Origin of the sequence: Phaeobacter sp. CAU 1743 (genome assembly GCF_039839315.1) — a bacterium.
Classification (GTDB): Bacteria; Pseudomonadota; Alphaproteobacteria; order Rhodobacterales; family Rhodobacteraceae; genus Phycobacter; species Phycobacter gallaeciensis_A.
In genome coordinates, this window is record NZ_JBDOQR010000054.1 from 1 (window position 1) to 17,270 (window position 17,270).

Genomic DNA, 17,270 nt, shown 5'->3' on the forward strand with positions numbered 1-17,270 from the left:
CCCTCACGGGCATGCTGGCTGCGGGTGAGTTCGGTCCAGGCCATCGTGGTCTCCGTTCAGTGTCGTACCCGAACAGAAACACAACCTCCTGAACTCACTCAATTAGTTTCAAATCGGGCTCTTAGACGCCAGTTTGAATTCATCGAACGGGTCGCTGCCCGCAAAACCGATGTGCGTTGCGAGAAGTGCCTGCTCAAACGGGAACGGGACGAGGCAACCCGTAGGGGCTGGGAGCGGCTGGGACGCGATCCGCAGGGCAGCGCCAACTATCGTCTGTATCGCCATAGCTGCGGGAATGTTCAACGTATTGCCCGCGTCAACCTCTCATGGGGGCAGGTCCAATGTGCCTCCTGTGGAGGCGCATGGAACAGCAACCCATCCTTCATCTATCTGCTGCGGATCGAGATGACGTCGCGTGGCCTCCATCTGCTGAAGTTGGGCTTCTCCAAGACCCCGATGAAACGCATGAAACACCAGCTCGGCCTTCCGCGCAGCGCCAAGATGGACCTCGTGAGGGTCCTCCCCATGGCTTCCGGCCATGTCGCCCGCGCGCAGGAGGCCGCCCTTCATGCGACTCTCAGGCGGCATCACCCCGACGTGGTGGTTCCTCCCGAGGTCTATGCCGGTATCCTCAACGTGCGATCCGAAGTCTACGAAGCATTTGCCTTCGATCTGATCATGGACCACCTGGACCGCATCGAGGCGGCGCACCCGCCCGCCTGACCAAGCCCGTCCATCTCTTAGATCATCAGGCCCGCCGCACATCGCGGCGGGGCTCCTCTCCCCTTTGTCCGACGTCAGGAGAATGCTATGACCGCGACCGTATCGAGACCCTTCCCCCAGCCTTCCACAAAGACTACCGTCGAAGCCAACCCCGCAGGCCCGGCGTTTGCCACCGTGCGCGGGGAACTGGCCTGGCAACCATTTGCTCTGGCGATCCTCGGAGCCCTCAAGGGCAGCAGCTGGGCCGGCTCGCGTGTAACCCTGCCTGCAAAGGACAGCGCAGATGAAGCTGGCGACCCGGCACGCGCATATCACGCCGATAATGCGACTCCCGTGTCATCCGTCCCCAAGACCCGGCGCGACACCGATGCCGATGCCGGTCGTCACGCGGACTGGACCCTTGGCGATAGTGTCGACGATCTTCTTGACCAGATCGAACAGGCGACGGAATTCGGCCCGGTGCTTCCGTGCTGTCCACCCGCCAGACAGGATACATGCACTGTATGGCGCCCGGCAGCGGTAACCCTTCTGGCAGCGATCCGGATCGCCGCCAGCTTCGGAAGTGCGAGTGCGATGGCCACCGCACTCGGCACGCACGGCGCGCTCACCTTGCTGGCGACCGGCAGCGCCGCCTTGGACCAGACGGTCCGGAAGGTGTTGGAGCAGATCGTGGCCGAACCGAGCCTCTTTCCCGTGGCCCTGACTGCACCTGACTTCATTTACGCCGTGGACGCGGTGAAGGCGACTGGGCCGGATCGGCACCGCACGCTCGGCGCTTACTCTGACACGATGCGCCGCGCGCTGGAAACGGGCAAGCCAGTGGTGCTGATCGCTCCTGTCGCGGGCACCGCACCCCGCGCATTGCACGATCTGAGGCCGAAGGTGATCCCTCTCACACCCCTTGATCGCGAGATGCTGTCCGTCCTGCTGGAACACGCCTATACCGGTCGGGGGGCTTGCGACGCGCTCGCCGCCCTTCCCATGGACGCCCGCGTCTCGCGTCTGGATCCAGACCGGCTCACCCTTGCCCTGCGCGCACCGGATCCCGAGACCGCGGTGACGGCGATCGCCGAAGCACTGAATCCGACCCCGGTCGAAGGGGCGGGCTGGTCCGCTTTTCCTATGCCGGACACGGTCAGGGTTCCGATCGAACAGATGATCTCGGATCTGCGTGATTGGCAGGCGGGCAAGATTTCCTGGACCGATGTCGCGCGCGGGCCGCTTCTCGTCGGCCAGCCCGGATCGGGAAAGACACAGCTTGCCAGGCTCATCGGGCAAGAAGTCGACATCGCTGTCGTCGCGGGATCCGTGGCGCAATGGTCGTCCGAAAGCGCGCGCTCGAGCGACATGATCAAAGCGATGCGCACCGCCTTCGCCACGGCCGCCGAGCAGGCGCCCGCCCTGCTGTTTATTGATGAAATCGATGCATTCGGGGACCGGAACCGGCGGACGGACCACAACAGCGCGTACACGGATTTCATCGTCACGGCACTGATCGACCTGCTCGACGGGTACCATGGCCACGAGGGCGTGATCGTGATGGCGGCGACGAATCATCTTGAAAAGCTGGACAGGGCCATCACGCGGGCGGGCAGGTTCGACCGGATCCTCCGCCTGCCGCATCCGGACCACACGCTTCTCCCCCAGGTGCTCCGCTGGCATCTCGGACTCGACCTCGCAGATGCAGACCTGACCGGTGTCGCGCAGGCCGCGCTCGGCATGTCCGGCGCGGATATCGCGGCCGCGGTCCGCGCCGCCCGCGGCCGGGCCCGCCAGGCACGACGCGCGCTGAGACTGGCCGATTTGACTGATGCGATCAATGAGCTCCGGCCCCCGTTGCCAAAGACGCTTCGCAGGATCGTAGCCGTGCACGAAGCAGGCCATGCCATCGTCAGCGCCGCGACGGGACGCGCCGATGTGGCCATGCTTGCGATCCAGTCCGACGGCGGTGTCACGGCGACCAGCCTGCACCGGACGGGTGAGGACCGTGCGGCGATCGAAGCCCAACTCGCTATCAGCATGGCCGGGCGCGCGGCCGAGCGGCTCCTGCTCGGACAGGTTTCGGCCGGGTCTGGCGGAGATCCGGGCTCGGATCTCGCCACGGCGACCCGGCTTGCGACGGCGCTTGAAGCTTCATGGGGTCTGGGAACATCGCTGATCTGGCAGGGGCCGATCGAGGGGATCGAAGCGCGCCTGCGCGACGACACCGGCCTTCGGGCGAGGGTCGAGACCCATCTGCGCAACGCCGAAACCCGCGCGAGCAAGATCCTGACCGCCCATAGGGCCCTTCTCGCAGAGATGGCGGACGCACTTGACGCGGCCGGGGTGCTCTCGGGACCGGAGCTTGCGGCGTTCATCGCACGCGTCAGGCGGAAAGCCGACGTCGCGCCCTGGGGCGATAGTGCGAGTGCCGGATAGCGCCGAGGTCAGCGCTCAGGTCATCGCCAACCTGAGCGCACACATCAGCGCTGAGGCGGTTTGGATGGATTTCTGCGGCGTCAATCGTGCTGAACGGGGACGTATCCACATGTTTCGCAGGGCGTGGGCTGAGGAGGCGTAGCGCAAGGCCGCTACATGACTTAGGTTCGCCGTCAGGCACAGAACGCGCCGTCCATCAGCAGAATGCTTGGTTTTGTTTTGACCAAAGCGGAGGCGTCATGGCCAAGGAGACCAAGAGCGGTTCAAAGAGGAGCGATCAGGACCCAAAGCGCAGAAAATCCGCGTCGGAGTACCGAGCCTCACATCGCATTCACAGCGCCGCCTCGGCGGACCGCAAGAGGGCGACTGGTCTTGTCCGACTGTCTGTGTGGGTGCCTTTGGAGCGCAGCAACGACTTGAAGCTTTACGCCAAAGGCCTGTGCGAGGGGCGCGTGCCTGATGACGCCGGGCGCGCTCAGGCTGGAGACGGGAAGTTCACCGCAATCGATTTCACCCCGACCCGGCGGACTAAGAAGCGTGCGAGCCAGCCTTGCGATAAGCGGCAGCTGGACCTCTTCGACCCCACTTGAACGGGGCCGAAGCGAGGCAGCGCATGGTTGTCCACGTAAACGTTCCGGATGGCCACATGTCAGGACGAACAGGTCGGTTTGGGGTGGTCACCTTAACAACCGAACAGAGCACCGCAGGCAACCCGCCCGCGCCCACGGGCGGGCGGGACAGATCAGTGCATGCCGAATTCTGAATGAGACGTTCGTGCGCGCGATCCCGTCAGCTCGATCCCAAAGAGCGGGCCAGCCGGGGCGGGGAAGGCCGCTACGGGCCGGGCGGCAGGCCACGGCTGCAGCGCCCCAGCTAAGGTTATCCACATAAACCCGACGCCGTCCCCCACTCGGCACGGCCGAAATCCCCCAAACCGAAATTCCGAGTCTACATCAACCTCAGAGACGCGGGGCCACCCCGCAACAGGATGATCAGATCGATGAGCGGCGCCGGAATGGCCGACACCGCAAGGGAGACCGCGGCTCATGGCACGCGACCGGGAGCGGCATATCGAAGAACTGGGTGGCGCAAAGTCTGCGCCGCGGGATGATATGCGCTCTGCAACCCACGCGACAGGCCGTGCCGACCACCATTTCAGCACCACCGCAACCGCCCAACCGGTCGGCCGTCAGCCGCACACTCAAAAAACCCTCGAAGAGCGCATCGAGAACGCCCTGCGCGTGGTGGCCGAGCTGCTGGAACATGACGAGGCCTATCTGCCGATCTTCCTCCGCCTCGAAACCGAACGCGACAAGCTGGACACCCGCCGCGCCGCCCTCGAGCGCGCCCGGGCCGTCCTCAGGGAAAAGTCCCCCCGATCGCGACCCGGGCCAGCTCCGCAGCCTTGAAGGCCAGCCCGCCGCCTTGGCCGTATTTTTGGCGGCCCAGCGAGTGGCCCATCAGCTCTCGCCTGATCCTCTCATCGATCCGGCCCCGCAGCATCCGGTCCTCGAAGCTGTGCCTGAGGCTGTACATGACGTGCCTTTCGCTCTCCATCAGACCGTTTTCGCGCAGGTACTTGTTCACCGTTGCCGACAGGGTCGCAGGCTTTTCGCGGTAATGGGGAAAGCCCGACGGAAACGCCCGGAAGACCTCGAGACTGACCCCGGTCAGCGGAATCTCGCGCCGGGAGGTCTTGTTCTTGATCTGGCGGGTCTCGTCCGAGGCGATCACCAGGTGAGGCACCTCGTGGTCGAGCCGGATCCGGCCGGCCGTCAGCCCTGCCGCCTCGGAGGGGCGGTAGCCCGTATTGATCATCCCGACCAGGATCGCGCGGGCCTCGTCATTCATGCCGGCAAGCGCCCCATCGGCCAGCAGCTTCTCCCGGATCCAGCTATCCGAGAAGGGGATCCGCTCTGCCTTATCGCCCTCTTTCAGGGTCAACTTGTGCAGGGGCAGGTCGAGATCAAGCCCCTTCAGCTCGTCCACGGTCCGAAGAACATCGGACAGGTGGATCAGGTCCTTGTTGGCGCTGTTGGGCGTCAGATTCTCCTCCGCGATCCGTTCCAGCCACCAAGACCGGAAGTCGAGGAAATCGGCCCGCGTGAGCCCGGCGATCGGGCGGTCGCCGACAACGTCAACAAAGTTCCGGACAGCCTTTTTCCTTGGATTCTCCCAGCGGCGCCTCTGGTCGGCGCTCTTGCCAAGCACCCGGTCGGGCGTCAGCGCCCAGTACTCCGACAGAGCCTCGGAAACGGTCATCGACGGCACCTTCACCGCCCCAAGCACGGCCGGGGCTGCGACCGCGTTCAGCGTGCCGTCGCGCCGCTGCAGCACCTCCACCCGTGCGAGCAGGTCTTCCAGCGGCAGATCCTCGAGGTCGCGGACTGGCTTGTAGCTCAGTCCATGGCTGGCAGCGATGGCGCGCGCGGCCTCCAGCCGGGCGACCCCATCCTCAGACCGGCCCGCCATCTGCGCCTCCCAGCCCGCAACGAGACTATCCCAGACCGCGGGGGCCTTCTTAGAGGCCTGCTGGCGCGAGTCGGTCTTGAGCGAGACCCAGACCTCACGTCGCGGCTCCACCGAGGCAAACCGGGCCGGCACGCGCCGCCGCAAGTGCCACGTCTTCCCCCGCATCATCAGCTGCATCTCACCCCTCCACATCTGCCCATTGTGTAGCAAGATGTGTAGCGAAATCTGGAAATTTCAAGGGACCCGCAGGCAGGTCAGGGCGCCATACACCCATTAAGTGGCTGAATAAGCTGCGGAAATTTCTTGTCTTGCCCTTAAGCAAGTGGCGGAGAGACAGGGATTCGAACCCTGGGTTCCCGTGAAGGAACAACGGTTTTCGAGACCGCCCCGTTCGACCACTCCGGCACCTCTCCGCGGGGGGTGAGCGGCGGTTTAATGTTGAATTCTGATGGGCGCAAGGGGGGATTTTCAACTTCTTGAGGGAAAGTCGATTTTTCATTGTCTGTCAGACAATTTCCCATAGATTCGTGGGTATGACACATTCTCTTCTAAAACCGCTGGCGCCGCTTTGTGCTGCGCTGTTCATTGGCGTCTTTGCATCCGGGCTTCTGTCTCCGGCCAGGGCCGCTGACCGTGCTGAAGTGACCGCTTTTCTTGAGGTCACTGGATTCGACGTGGCGCTGGACAGTATTGCGCTCTCCGCCGAAAGCGCGCCTGAGATGCTCGGGCTTGAGGCCGGGGATTTTGGGCAGGAGTGGACCCGTCTGGCCGCCCGTGTCTTTGATACAGACCGGATGCGGGCGCTGGCACTGGATATTCTTGTTGAAACGCTGGACGACGCGGCGCTGGATCACGCGGCAGCCTTTTACGCCAGCGATCTGGGGCAACGGTTGGTCGCAGCCGAAAATGCCGCCCATATGGTTGAGGATGACGAGACCAAGCAAATCGCCGGGCAGCGTATCATAGCTGATCTGGTTCAGGACGGGGCTGACAGGCTGGCGCTCCTTCAGCGTATGACCAAGGCGGTTGATGCCGCAGATACCGGTGTCAAAGCAATCCAGCAGATCCAGTTCCGGTTCCTGATGGCGGCCAGTGCTGCCGGGGTGATTGATTTGCAATTGGATGCCGACGGCTTGCGGGCCTGGCAGCAGGAGCAGGCGCCGGGCATGCGGATGGCGCTTAGGGCCTCCAGCATGGCGTCATCCGCCTATGCCTATCAAGATTTTTCCGATGAAGAGGTCCGTTCTTATGTACGGGCGCTGGAAACGCCGCTGATGCAAGAGGTCTATGAACTGCTGAATGCAGTACAGTATGAGATCACCGCCAACCGGTTCGAGGCGCTGGCCTACCAGATGAAGGGGTTGGGGCAGGGCGAAGACATCTAGGCGCGCCAGTTCCGGGCGGCCCTGTCACCCTTTTCCCTCCGGCCCGGCGCACGACATGTATCGGGGCGGCAATCAGTGGTTGACATGAGCCACTTTCTGGATAAAAAGCGCCCATCCCGGCCCGGAATCACTGTGCCGGGTCTATTTGTAATACGGCCCGTACAAGGGTCGCGCTGTTCGAGGCGGCAAAGGTTTAAACACCAAATGCCGAAACACCTGAAGTTCAGGGGCCGAAGGACGCGGTTGAAAAAGGAAAGACGCACATGTTTGCGGTCCTCAAGACTGGCGGCAAGCAGTACAAGGTTCAGGCGGGCGACGTGCTCCGCGTTGAGAAACTTGCTGCAGATGCTGGCGAAAAAATCCAGTTCAACGATGTTCTGATGCTCGGTGGCGACGCCCCCGTGGTCGGCGCTCCCTTTGTTGACGGTGCTGCGGTTCAGGCCGAAGTGATCGATCAGATCAAAGGCGAAAAGCTGATCCATTTCGTCAAGCGTCGTCGTAAGCACTCGTCCAAGCGCACCAAAGGCCACCGTCAGAAGCTGACTCTGGTCAAGATCACCGACATCCTGGCGTCGGGCGCGGACAAATCCGGCGTAAAAGCTGCAACCGGCAAAGGCGCAACCGCACCTGCCGCTGCTGCTCCGGCCGCCAAGAAAGCCGCGGCACCCGCTGCTGCCGGTTCCGACGATCTGACCAAGCTGACCGGCGTCGGCCCTGCCGCCGCAACAAAGCTGAACGACGCTGGTCTGACCAGCTTCGCACAGATCGCGGCCTTGTCGGCAGACGATATTGCTGCTATCGACGCCATCAAAGTGAAGCCCGAATGGGTTGAGCAAGCCAAAGATCTGGCTAAAGGCTAAGGAGATAGACAATGGCACATAAGAAAGCTGGCGGTTCCTCCCGTAACGGCCGCGACTCAGCCGGTCGCCGCCTTGGCGTGAAACTGTATGGTGGCCAGGCGGCCATCGCAGGCAACATCATCGTACGTCAGCGCGGCACCAAGTTTTGGCCGGGCGAAGGCGTTGGTCTGGGCAAAGATCACACCATCTTTGCAACCACCGACGGTGCTGTGACCTTCCACAAGGGCCTTAAAGGCCGTACCTTTATTTCGGTTCTCCCAGTGGCGGAGGCCGCTGAGTAAGCCGAACCCGAAGTGGCAGAAAATATTGAGGGGATCGGTGATAGAGCCGGTCCCCTTTTTCGTTTTAACCAGTAATCCGCAAATGATGTCCGACGGGCAGGGTGCTCCGGGGTGGTCCCGGAAGGAAACGCTCCCAACCGGACGAATTTGCAGCCCGGGGCTGGCGTCAGGCAGATCAGCACCTATCTTGGTGCTTTCCCGGAAAGGCCGTACCGGTCGCCGATCAACGATTGGTCTTTTGAGGAGGAGCAAGGCAATGAGTTTGGATCAGACAGACCAGCAACCGGTCATCGAGACAGAGCGGTTTTTGCTGCGTCCGCTGCGCAAATCGGACGCGGGTCTGATCGCGCATTACGCGGGGGATGAACGGGTGGCGCGGATGACCACCTCGATCCCGCATCCGTTGCCCCCCGGCGCTGTCGAGGCCTATGTGGCCCGCGCCATGGCTCCGGATCGCGAGGAGGACATCTGGGCCATCGACGGCACCCCGTCGGGCGGAGATGAGCTGAAGGGCGTAATTGGGCTGAAGCGGATGGACCGCAACCAGTCCGAAGTTGGCTTCTGGATCGCACCGGCGTTCTGGAACACCGGCTTGGCCTCCGAAGCCCTTGAGGCGCTCGTGCAGGCCAATCCCTTGGGCAATGCTGCGATGTTTGCCTCGGTGTTTCAGGACAATCCGGCCTCGGCCCGGGTCCTGATCCATTGCGGGTTCGAATATCTTGGTGATGCAGAGACTTTCTGCGTGGCCCGGGACTCGACCGTGCCGACCTGGACCTACAGCAGAAAACAGTGATTGGCGGCTCTTCCCCAATGGGATAAGCCAATCGCAAAACCATGGCATGGGGTGCTCAATGCCCCTGTCCACAATCGAAAGCTGCGGAGCCGCCGCCCGGCGATCTGCACGAAGGAGCTGACATGAAATTCCTCGATCTGGCAAAGGTCTATATTCGCTCCGGCGCAGGCGGAAACGGGTGTATCAGCTTCCGGCGTGAGAAATACATCGAACACGGTGGCCCCGATGGTGGCGACGGTGGCAAGGGCGGCTCGGTCTGGGTTGAGGCCGTGGACGGGCTCAACACCCTGATCGACTTCCGCTACCAGCAGCATTTCTTTGCCAAGAACGGTCAATCCGGCATGGGGCGTCAGCGCACCGGCAAGGATGGCGACGATATCATCCTGCGGGTGCCGGTCGGCACCGAAATTCTGGATGAGGATGAAGAAACCGTACTGGCGGATATGACTGAACTCGGCCAGCGTGTGCTGCTGGCCAAGGGCGGCAATGGCGGCTTTGGCAACCTGCATTTCAAAACCTCGGTGAACCAGGCGCCGCGCCGTGCAAATCCCGGTCAGGAAGGCGTCGAGCGCACCATCTGGCTGCGACTGAAACTGATCGCGGATGCCGGCCTGCTGGGTTTGCCGAATGCGGGAAAATCGACCTTCCTGTCGGCGACCTCCAACGCGCGGCCCAAGATTGCCGATTATCCCTTTACCACCCTGCATCCGAACCTTGGCGTGGTTGGCGTTGATAACGCTGAATTCGTGGTTGCCGATATTCCGGGCCTGATCGAAGGCGCCCATGAGGGACGCGGGATCGGTGACCGGTTCCTGGGCCATGTGGAACGCTGCGCGGTGCTGCTGCATCTGGTGGACGGCACCTCGGAAACGCTGGTCGAGGATTACCACACCATCGTTGGAGAGCTCGAAGCCTATGGCGGCGAGTTGGCGGAAAAGCCTCGGATCACTGCGCTGAACAAGGTGGACGCGCTGGATGACGAGGAGCGCGCCGCGGCGCATGCCGCCCTCGAGGCGGCCGTCGGCGGGCCGGTGCATCTGATGTCTGGCGTCAGCCGCCACGGGTTGACCGACGTGCTGCGCACCCTTCGCAGCCAGATCAAAGAGGATCGCCTGCGTTTGAAGCCCGAGGAAGAGGAAGAGACGTGGCAGCCCTGAGCGACGCCCGGCGCATCGTCATCAAGATCGGCTCGGCGCTGTTGGTAGACCGAGCCAGCGGTCAACTGCGCTCTGGCTGGCTGCATTCCCTTGCCAATGACGTGGCCTGGCTTAAATCGCTGGGCAAGGATGTGGTGATCGTCTCCTCCGGCTCGATCGCGCTGGGGCGCGGGGTGCTCGATCTGCCGCGCCGCGAATTGCCGCTGGAGCAATCTCAGGCCGCTGCTGCGGTGGGCCAGATCCGCCTTGCTCGTGCCTATGAGGAAGCGCTGGCACCGCATGGGATCACCACCGCGCAGGTGCTGGTCACGCTGGAGGACAGTTCGGACCGGCGCAGGTACCTGAATTCCCGGGCGACGCTGGAAACCCTGATTGGTCTGGGCGCGGTGCCCATCGTCAACGAGAATGACACCATCGCCACCGACGAGATCCGTTATGGCGACAACGACAGGCTGGCGGCGCAGGTCGCTGTAACCGTCGGGGCAGATACGCTGGTCCTGTTGTCGGATGTCGATGGGTTCTACAGCGCCAACCCCGCGATCGATCCCGAGGCCCGCCGGTTCGACCGGATCGAAGAGATCACACCCGAGATCGAAGCCATGGCCGGCGACGGGGTGTCGGGCCTGTCCAAAGGTGGCATGATAACAAAATTGATGGCGGCCAAGATGGCCACGGCGGCCGGTTGCGCCATGGTGATCACTGAAGGTTCGGCCCTTAACCCACTGAAAGCGCTAGAGGACGGTGTTCTCTGTACCTGGTTCGTGGCGCAGGGCGATCCGCAAGCCGCGCGCAAACGCTGGATCGCAGCGATGAAGACGCGCGGCGTGATCACGATTGACGAAGGGGCCGCCAACGCCCTGATGAACGGCAACAGCCTGCTGCCTGCCGGGGTGCGCTATGTAGAGGGGGACTTTGGCCGCGGGGAACCGCTGGCCATCCTCGGCCCAGACGGGCGCAAACTGGGGCAGGGCTTGTCGCGCTATACCGGTGACGAGGCCCGCGCCATTCAGGGGCGCCAGTCGGCCGAGATCGAAGCGACGCTTGGCTATCCGGGCCGGGCCGCATTGATCCACCGGGACGACATCGCCTTCTGATCTTCTTCTTTATGGAATTTCCCTCGCGGTTCGCAGTAGTCTGTGACCCGAGGACGTCAAAGGCATGATACCGATGAAAGACACCGATGATATTCAGGCTCTGATGGCTGAGCTTGGCAAAAATGCAAGGAAAGCTGCGGAAAAACTGGCCACAGCCAGTGCCGAACGCAAGGAAAAGGCCCTTCTGGCCGCAGCAGATGCGGTCTGGCAGCAGCGTGACCAGATCATTGCCGCCAATGAAAAGGATATGGAGTTCGGGCGCTCCAAAGGGCTTTCGCCGGCCATGATGGACCGGCTGATGCTGGATGAGGCGCGTATTCAGGGCATCGTCGATGGCTTGCGCGCCGTGGCAGGTCAGAGTGATCCGGTGGGTGAGGTGCTGGAGGAATGGACGCAGCCCTCGGGCCTTCGGATTCAGCGGGTCCGGACGCCTCTGGGCGTGATCGGAGTGATCTATGAAAGCCGTCCCAATGTGACAGCGGATGCCGGCGCGCTGTGCCTGAAATCCGGCAATGCGGTGATCCTGCGCGGCGGCTCTGAAAGCTTCCATTCGGCGCGTGCCATCCATGCCTGCCTTGCCGAAGGGCTGAAGGCGGCGGATCTGCCGGAAACCGCGGTGCAGTTGGTGCCGACCCGTGACCGCGCGGCGGTGCAGGAATTGCTGACCATGACCGATTACGTCGACGTGATCGTGCCCCGCGGCGGCAAAGGGCTAGTTGGGCTGGTGCAGCGCGAAGCGCGGGTGCCGGTCTTTGCCCATCTCGAAGGCATCGTACATATCTATCTCGACAAATCTGCCGACCCGCAAAAGGCGCTGGACGTGGTGCTGAACGCGAAAACCCGGCGCACCGGGATCTGCGGCGCCGCCGAATGTCTGCTGATCCATCAGGACATCGCCGAAACCGTCGGCAAGGATGTCCTGACTGCCTTGGCTACAGCTGGCGTCGAAATCCACGCTGAGGAAGGTCTGCCTGGCCCCGGGAACATGGTTGTCGCCACATCCGAGGATTGGGGTAAAGAGCATCTGGACGCCATCATCTCGGCCCGTCAGGTCGCCGATATCGACGAGGCAATCGCCTATATCCGGACGCATCATTCCCAGCATACCGATTGCATCCTGACCGAGGATGAGGCGGCTGTGGATCAGTTCTTTGCCGAACTCGACAGTGCCATCCTGATGCACAATGCCTCGACCCAGTTTGCCGATGGTGGTGAGTTCGGCATGGGCGCGGAAATCGGTATCGCAACCGGCAAGATGCACGCCCGTGGTCCGGTGGGCGCGGCGCAGTTGACCAGTTTCAAATATCTGGTGCGCGGCGACGGAACCACGCGCGCCTGAGGTCCAAATGAAACGCAAAACGCCACCCGCTTGGGTGGCGTTTTCTATTCTAAAAATCGTTTGAATCAGAAGAAGATCGAGATCTTTTCCAGCGCCTGCTCGACCTTCAGGTCCCGCTCTGCCTGCTTTGCGGCGTAGGGCAGCATCGCGAACTGGACCTGCGCGGGGGAGATCTTCACCTCTGCGTTGTCATCGCTGAGGCGCGCCCAGAGCGCATCATCCACATTCAGTTTCGGACCTTCGCCGATGACGGTCCAATGCCCATCCGCGCAAAGCACGGTGATGGTACCGCCATAGGGCAGGGCGCTTTCCAAGCAGAGCGCGGCAAGGAAGGCCATGCGGACCTCACTGCGGCTGGATCCTTCGAGAGGGGCCCACTGGTAGCTGAGCCGCCCGCCCTTACTGACGTCATCCAGAACCGAAACAACCTCGGCGCGGCCCATCTGCTGATCACCTGCGGCGCCAAAGGCAATGCGGAAAAACCGGATGCGGGCATTGGCATTGGTCACGCTGTCGGAAATCAGCTCCATCTCGGGACCGGAAACTTCGCCTGACATTCCAAGCAGTTCAAGGCCGTTGTTGATGGCGCCGATAGGGCTGATAAGATCGTGGCAGATCCGCGACCCTATCAATGCAGGCAGATCTTCATTATCTACAGCCATGTAATATCCTCCGAATTGGGCCAATTCAAATGACTGACCTCAATGCAATCCTTTCGCCGGGCATGTACGTGAAACACCCGGAACACCCGGAATGGGGGCTCGGGCAGGTACAGTCCAATGCCGCAGGCAAAATCACCGTCAATTTTCGGGACCAGGGCAAGCTCGTGTTCGATGGACGCCAAGTGGCCCTTGTTCCAGTGTTTGAGCCATAATGGTTTACGGCCAGTTAATAAACCCATTTCGGTTTTGTTAAACTCTTGCCTGTTTCAAAGCAGATACGCTATCTGCAGGGCAGCTTCGACCACCGAGAATTCCGATGCCTGACACCCCTTCCGACTTCTCTGTGCGCCTGGCCCGGACCAAAGAAGATCTGCGCGCGGCGCAGGCACTGAGGTATCAGGTTTTTGTGACCGAGCTGGGCGGAGATGGGGAACTTGTCGATCACGCGGCCGGGCTTGAACGTGATCGGTTTGACCCGTTTTTCGATCATATGCTGCTGACGGACACCAGCAGCGATCAGGTGGTGGGCGTCTATCGCCTGCTGACCAGCGACCGCGCAGCAGAAGTCGGGCAGTTCTATTCCGAGGATGAGTATGATCTGACACCGCTCAAATCCTCGGGCCGCAGGTTGCTGGAACTGGGCCGGTCCTGCCTGCACCCGGAGTATCGCGGCGGCGCGGGGATGTTCCACCTGTGGAACGGTCTGGCGCAATACGTTGCCGCGCATGAGATAGAGGTTCTGTTTGGCGTCGCCAGCTTCCCCGGTACCGACGCGCAGGACCTGGCTGCCTCTTTGACGATGCTGCATCACAACCATCTTGCGCCGCCGGATCTGCGGGTGCGTTCGCGCGTTTACCAGCCAATGGATCTAATTGATCCGCAGCAACTGGACCGGCGCAAGGCGATGGTGGATATGCCAGCGCTGATCAAGGCCTACCTGCGTCTGGGCGGTTTTGTCGGCGACGGCGCATTTGTTGACCACACATTCAACACCACGGACGTCTGTCTGGTTCTGGATACCGAGCGGATGAACGCGCGTCAGAAGCGGATCTATACCGGCGGCGGGGGCGCATGAGCCTGCGATGAGCCCGGTTTGGCACAGTGATGAGGCGCCTGATCCGGTGCGGATCGGTCCGCTCGGGTGGGCGCTGGTGTGCTTTCGGGTTCTGGTGCTTGGAACGCTGGTATTTGGTGGGCTACTTGTTCTGCTGCTGGTACGGCTGATCGAATATCCGCTGTGTGGGCTGCACCGCCCCGTGACGCCTTTCATTACCCAATTCGTCTGCCGCAATGCCTTCCGGGTGCTGGGTATGGGGTTTTCCACCACCGGCGCCCTCATGCAGCAGCGCGGGGCCGTCGTGGCCAACCATACGTCCTGGCTGGATATTTTTGCGCTCAACGCGCGCAAGCGGATTTATTTCGTCTCCAAGGCCGAGGTCGCAGGGTGGCCCGGCATCGGTTGGCTGGCGCGGGCGACCGGAACCGTGTTCATCGACCGCAACCCCAAGAAAGCCAAAGAGCAAACCCTGCTGTTCGAAGAGCGCCTGAAGGCCGGGCACAAGCTGTTGTTCTTTCCTGAAGGCACCTCGACCGATGGCCTCAGGGTTTTGCCATTCAAAACAACACTCTTCGCCGCGTTCTTTAGTGACCACCTGCGCGATTTCATGCATGTCCAGCCGGTATCGGTGGTGTTCTTCGCCCCCAGCGGTGCGCCGGACCGGTTCTATGGCTGGTGGGGTGATATGGAGTTTGGGCCGCATCTGCTGAAGACCCTCGCCGCAATCCGACAAGGCCGAGTTGAGCTGATGTACCACCCGCCGCTACGCGTTGCTGATTTTTCAAATCGCAAAGATCTGGCGGCGGCCTGCGAGGCCCAAGTGCGCGCAGGCCATGAGCAGTTGCGGGCAAAGGCAGCGAAATAAGCCTTGCGCCCCTGTCAAAGGTGACTTATACGCGCGCCATCGAACCCGCAGGCGGGGTTTGGGCCGATTTGGGGGAGACATCCCCAACGGCCCGCCGGTTGGAGCATCCGCTCTGAGACCCCCGCCGAGGATTAAACCGGAAAAGGAAAAGATAGCATGGCTCTTCCCGAGTTCACCATGCGTCAGCTGCTCGAAGCTGGCGTTCACTTCGGCCACCAGACTCAGCGCTGGAACCCGCGCATGTCGCCCTTCATCTATGGCGCGCGCAACGGCATCCACATCATGGACCTCACCCAGACCGTTCCGATGCTGGACCAGGCTCTGCAGGTTGTTCGTGACACCGTTGCAAAAGGCGGCCGTATCCTGTTCGTCGGCACCAAGCGTCAGGCGGCTCAGCCGATTGCAGACGCGGCAGAGAAGTCGGCTCAGTACTACATGAACCACCGTTGGCTGGGCGGCACGCTCACCAACTGGAAAACCGTTTCCCAGTCGATCAACCGTCTGAAGGAAATCGACGAGAAGATGGAAACCGGTGCCGAAGGCCTCACCAAGAAAGAGCGCCTGGGCATGGAACGTGACCAGACCAAACTGCAGGCCTCGCTCGGCGGGATCCGCGAAATGGGCGGCGTGCCGGACCTGCTGTTCGTCATCGACGTGAAAAAAGAAGCGCTGGCCATCGCCGAAGCCAAGAAACTGGGTATCCCGGTTGTGGCAATCGTCGATACCAACTGCTCGCCCGATGGCGTCGACTACATCATCCCCGGCAACGACGACGCATCCCGCGCCATCGCTCTGTACTGCGATCTGGTTGCCCGCGCTGCGCTGGATGGCATGTCCGCACAGCTGGGTGCAGCTGGTGTTGACCTTGGCGCCCTGGAAGAAGCTCCCGAAGAGGAAGCTGTTTCCGAGGAAGCTCAGGCCTGATCCTGCCTGTCACAGATTTGACATCAGGGGCAGGGTATTTCCTGCCCCAATTCCGTTTCGATTTGAGGAGAGCCTAACATGGCAATCACAGCAGCACTCGTGAAAGAACTGCGCGACTCGACCGGCGCCGGCATGATGGACGCCAAAAAAGCGCTGACCGAAACCAATGGCGACATGGAAGCAGCCGTCGACTGGCTGCGCACCAAAGGTCTCGCTAAAGCCGCCAAGAAATCCGGCCGCACCGCAGCCGAAGGCCTGGTCGCTGTCGTCGTCGAAGGTGGCAAGGGCGTCGCCGTTGAAGTGAACTCGGAAACCGACTTCGTTGCGAAGAACGGCGAATTCCAGGAAATGGTTGCCGGCATCGCCAAGGCAGCTCTGAGCGTTGATGGCGTCGACGGTCTGAACGCGGCCGATCTGGGTGGTAAATCCGTTGCTGACACCCTGACCGACAAGATCGCCACCATCGGCGAAAACATGACCCTGCGCCGGATGGCCAAGATCGAAGGCGAAACTGTTGTGTCCTACGTGCACAACGCTGCCGCTGACGGCATGGGCAAAATCGGTGTCCTGGTTGCAATGACCGGTGGCGACGAAGCCTTTGGCAAGCAGGTTGCAATGCACATCGCCGCGGTTAACCCCGCTGCCCTGAGCGAAGCTGATATGGACCCGGCGGTTGTCGAGAAAGAGAAGCAAGTTCAGATGGACATCGCCCGTGAATCCGGCAAGCCGGAGCAGGTGATCGAGAAGATGATCGTTGGCCGCATGAAGAAATTCGTTGCGGAATCGACCCTGCTGAACCAGCAGTTCGTCGTGAATCCCGACCTGACCGTCGAAGCCGCTGCCAAGGAAGCTGGCGCCACCGTGACCGGTTTCATCCGTGTTGAGGTTGGCGAAGGCATCGAAGTCGAAAAAGAAGATTTCGCAGCTGAAGTCGCAAAAGCGGCTCAGGGCTAATCTGCCTAGACAGACTTTAAAGGGGCCGGTGGGGAAACCTACCGGCCTCTTTTGCGTTTCTGGAGCACTTTGATGGGGTAGAGGATCGTGTCTCAGAGCGAGGAACGTCTGAGCCAGCCCAGGGCGAATAGGGGATGTGATCGGGGAATATGGGGCCCCACTGATAGGGATGGATGGGACCCCAAAAACATGATCACCGACGCTGAGTATAAGCGTCGGCAACCACACAGGTCGGAGAGCCTTGGTATTACAAGGGTCGTTTCCCAAAGTTCCTAGGCTAAAGCCA

Annotated in this window: 16 protein-coding genes, 1 tRNA gene and 1 pseudogene; 15 read left to right on the top strand and 3 right to left on the bottom strand. The window is 61.8% G+C overall.

What is annotated here, in order from left to right:
- The 3 genes and pseudogenes from AAFO90_RS18160 to AAFO90_RS18170 form a co-directional block, all read left to right on the top strand.
- Positions 1-723: pseudogene (locus AAFO90_RS18160) on the top strand (hypothetical protein); the annotation flags it as partial.
- A gap of 87 nt (positions 724-810) precedes the next feature.
- Positions 811-3,141, top strand: a complete 2,331-nt coding sequence (locus tag AAFO90_RS18165; RefSeq protein ID WP_347510276.1) for an AAA family ATPase — start codon at positions 811-813, stop codon at positions 3,139-3,141.
- Positions 3,142-4,187: 1,046 nt separating this feature from the next.
- A complete protein-coding gene (locus tag AAFO90_RS18170) occupies positions 4,188-4,550 on the top strand; it encodes a hypothetical protein (protein WP_347510277.1) in 363 nt (120 codons plus the stop codon).
- On the opposite strand, the gene AAFO90_RS18175 is transcribed toward AAFO90_RS18170, so the two are convergent.
- Together AAFO90_RS18175 and AAFO90_RS18180 are read right to left on the bottom strand one after the other, a co-directional pair.
- Positions 4,501-5,790: a DUF6538 domain-containing protein gene (locus AAFO90_RS18175; protein WP_347510278.1), complete on the bottom strand. Its 1,290-nt coding sequence runs from the start codon at positions 5,788-5,790 to the stop codon at positions 4,501-4,503. The genes AAFO90_RS18170 and AAFO90_RS18175 overlap by 50 nt on opposite strands.
- Before the next feature lie 146 nt (positions 5,791-5,936).
- Positions 5,937-6,026: transfer RNA gene (locus AAFO90_RS18180), tRNA-Ser, on the bottom strand.
- A gap of 120 nt (positions 6,027-6,146) precedes the next feature.
- On the opposite strand from AAFO90_RS18180, the gene AAFO90_RS18185 reads away from it, so the two are divergent.
- The 7 genes from AAFO90_RS18185 (at position 6,147) to AAFO90_RS18215 (ending at position 12,522) form a co-directional block, all read left to right on the top strand.
- Positions 6,147-6,998: a DUF2059 domain-containing protein gene (locus AAFO90_RS18185; protein ID WP_347510279.1), complete on the top strand. Its 852-nt coding sequence runs from the start codon at positions 6,147-6,149 to the stop codon at positions 6,996-6,998.
- Positions 6,999-7,261: 263 nt separating this feature from the next.
- Positions 7,262-7,858, top strand: a complete 597-nt coding sequence (locus AAFO90_RS18190) for a 50S ribosomal protein L21 (protein ID WP_065270310.1) — start codon at positions 7,262-7,264, stop codon at positions 7,856-7,858.
- Between the two features lie 11 nt (positions 7,859-7,869).
- Positions 7,870-8,139, top strand: a complete 270-nt coding sequence (gene rpmA / locus AAFO90_RS18195) for a 50S ribosomal protein L27 (protein WP_065270309.1) — start codon at positions 7,870-7,872, stop codon at positions 8,137-8,139.
- 256 nt (positions 8,140-8,395) lie between these two features.
- Positions 8,396-8,932, top strand: coding sequence for a GNAT family N-acetyltransferase (locus AAFO90_RS18200; protein WP_065270308.1), 537 nt, complete (start codon positions 8,396-8,398; stop codon positions 8,930-8,932).
- 122 nt (positions 8,933-9,054) lie between these two features.
- A complete protein-coding gene (obgE, locus tag AAFO90_RS18205) occupies positions 9,055-10,089 on the top strand; it encodes a GTPase ObgE (protein WP_347510280.1) in 1,035 nt (344 codons plus the stop codon).
- Positions 10,077-11,183, top strand: coding sequence for a glutamate 5-kinase (gene proB, locus AAFO90_RS18210; RefSeq protein WP_347510281.1), 1,107 nt, complete (start codon positions 10,077-10,079; stop codon positions 11,181-11,183). Before obgE ends, proB begins: the two co-directional genes overlap by 13 nt.
- A 73-nt stretch (positions 11,184-11,256) precedes the next feature.
- Complete coding sequence (locus AAFO90_RS18215) at positions 11,257-12,522, top strand: glutamate-5-semialdehyde dehydrogenase (RefSeq protein WP_347510282.1); 1,266 nt, start codon at positions 11,257-11,259, stop codon at positions 12,520-12,522.
- A gap of 65 nt (positions 12,523-12,587) precedes the next feature.
- Here AAFO90_RS18215 and AAFO90_RS18220 read toward each other — a convergent pair whose 3' ends face one another.
- On the bottom strand, positions 12,588-13,184 hold the full coding sequence (locus tag AAFO90_RS18220; RefSeq protein WP_065270304.1) for a histidine phosphotransferase family protein: 597 nt from the start codon (positions 13,182-13,184) through the stop codon (positions 12,588-12,590).
- A 29-nt stretch (positions 13,185-13,213) separates the two neighbouring features.
- On the opposite strand from AAFO90_RS18220, the gene AAFO90_RS18225 reads away from it, so the two are divergent.
- The 5 genes from AAFO90_RS18225 to tsf all read left to right on the top strand — a co-directional run bounded on the left by AAFO90_RS18225 (position 13,214) and on the right by tsf (position 16,984).
- Complete coding sequence (locus tag AAFO90_RS18225; protein WP_065270303.1) at positions 13,214-13,396, top strand: DUF3553 domain-containing protein; 183 nt, start codon at positions 13,214-13,216, stop codon at positions 13,394-13,396.
- A gap of 104 nt (positions 13,397-13,500) precedes the next feature.
- Complete coding sequence (locus AAFO90_RS18230; protein ID WP_347510283.1) at positions 13,501-14,259, top strand: GNAT family N-acyltransferase; 759 nt, start codon at positions 13,501-13,503, stop codon at positions 14,257-14,259.
- 7 nt (positions 14,260-14,266) lie between these two features.
- Positions 14,267-15,106 (top strand): lysophospholipid acyltransferase family protein, encoded by an 840-nt coding sequence (locus AAFO90_RS18235; RefSeq protein WP_347510284.1) that lies wholly within the window; start codon positions 14,267-14,269, stop codon positions 15,104-15,106.
- A 156-nt stretch (positions 15,107-15,262) separates the two neighbouring features.
- Complete coding sequence (gene rpsB / locus AAFO90_RS18240; protein ID WP_065270300.1) at positions 15,263-16,030, top strand: 30S ribosomal protein S2; 768 nt, start codon at positions 15,263-15,265, stop codon at positions 16,028-16,030.
- Positions 16,031-16,108: 78 nt separating this feature from the next.
- Positions 16,109-16,984 carry a translation elongation factor Ts gene (tsf, locus tag AAFO90_RS18245; protein WP_347510285.1) on the top strand — a complete coding sequence of 292 codons (876 nt, stop codon included), beginning with the start codon at positions 16,109-16,111 and terminating at the stop codon, positions 16,982-16,984.
- Positions 16,985-17,270: the final 286 nt, after the last annotated feature.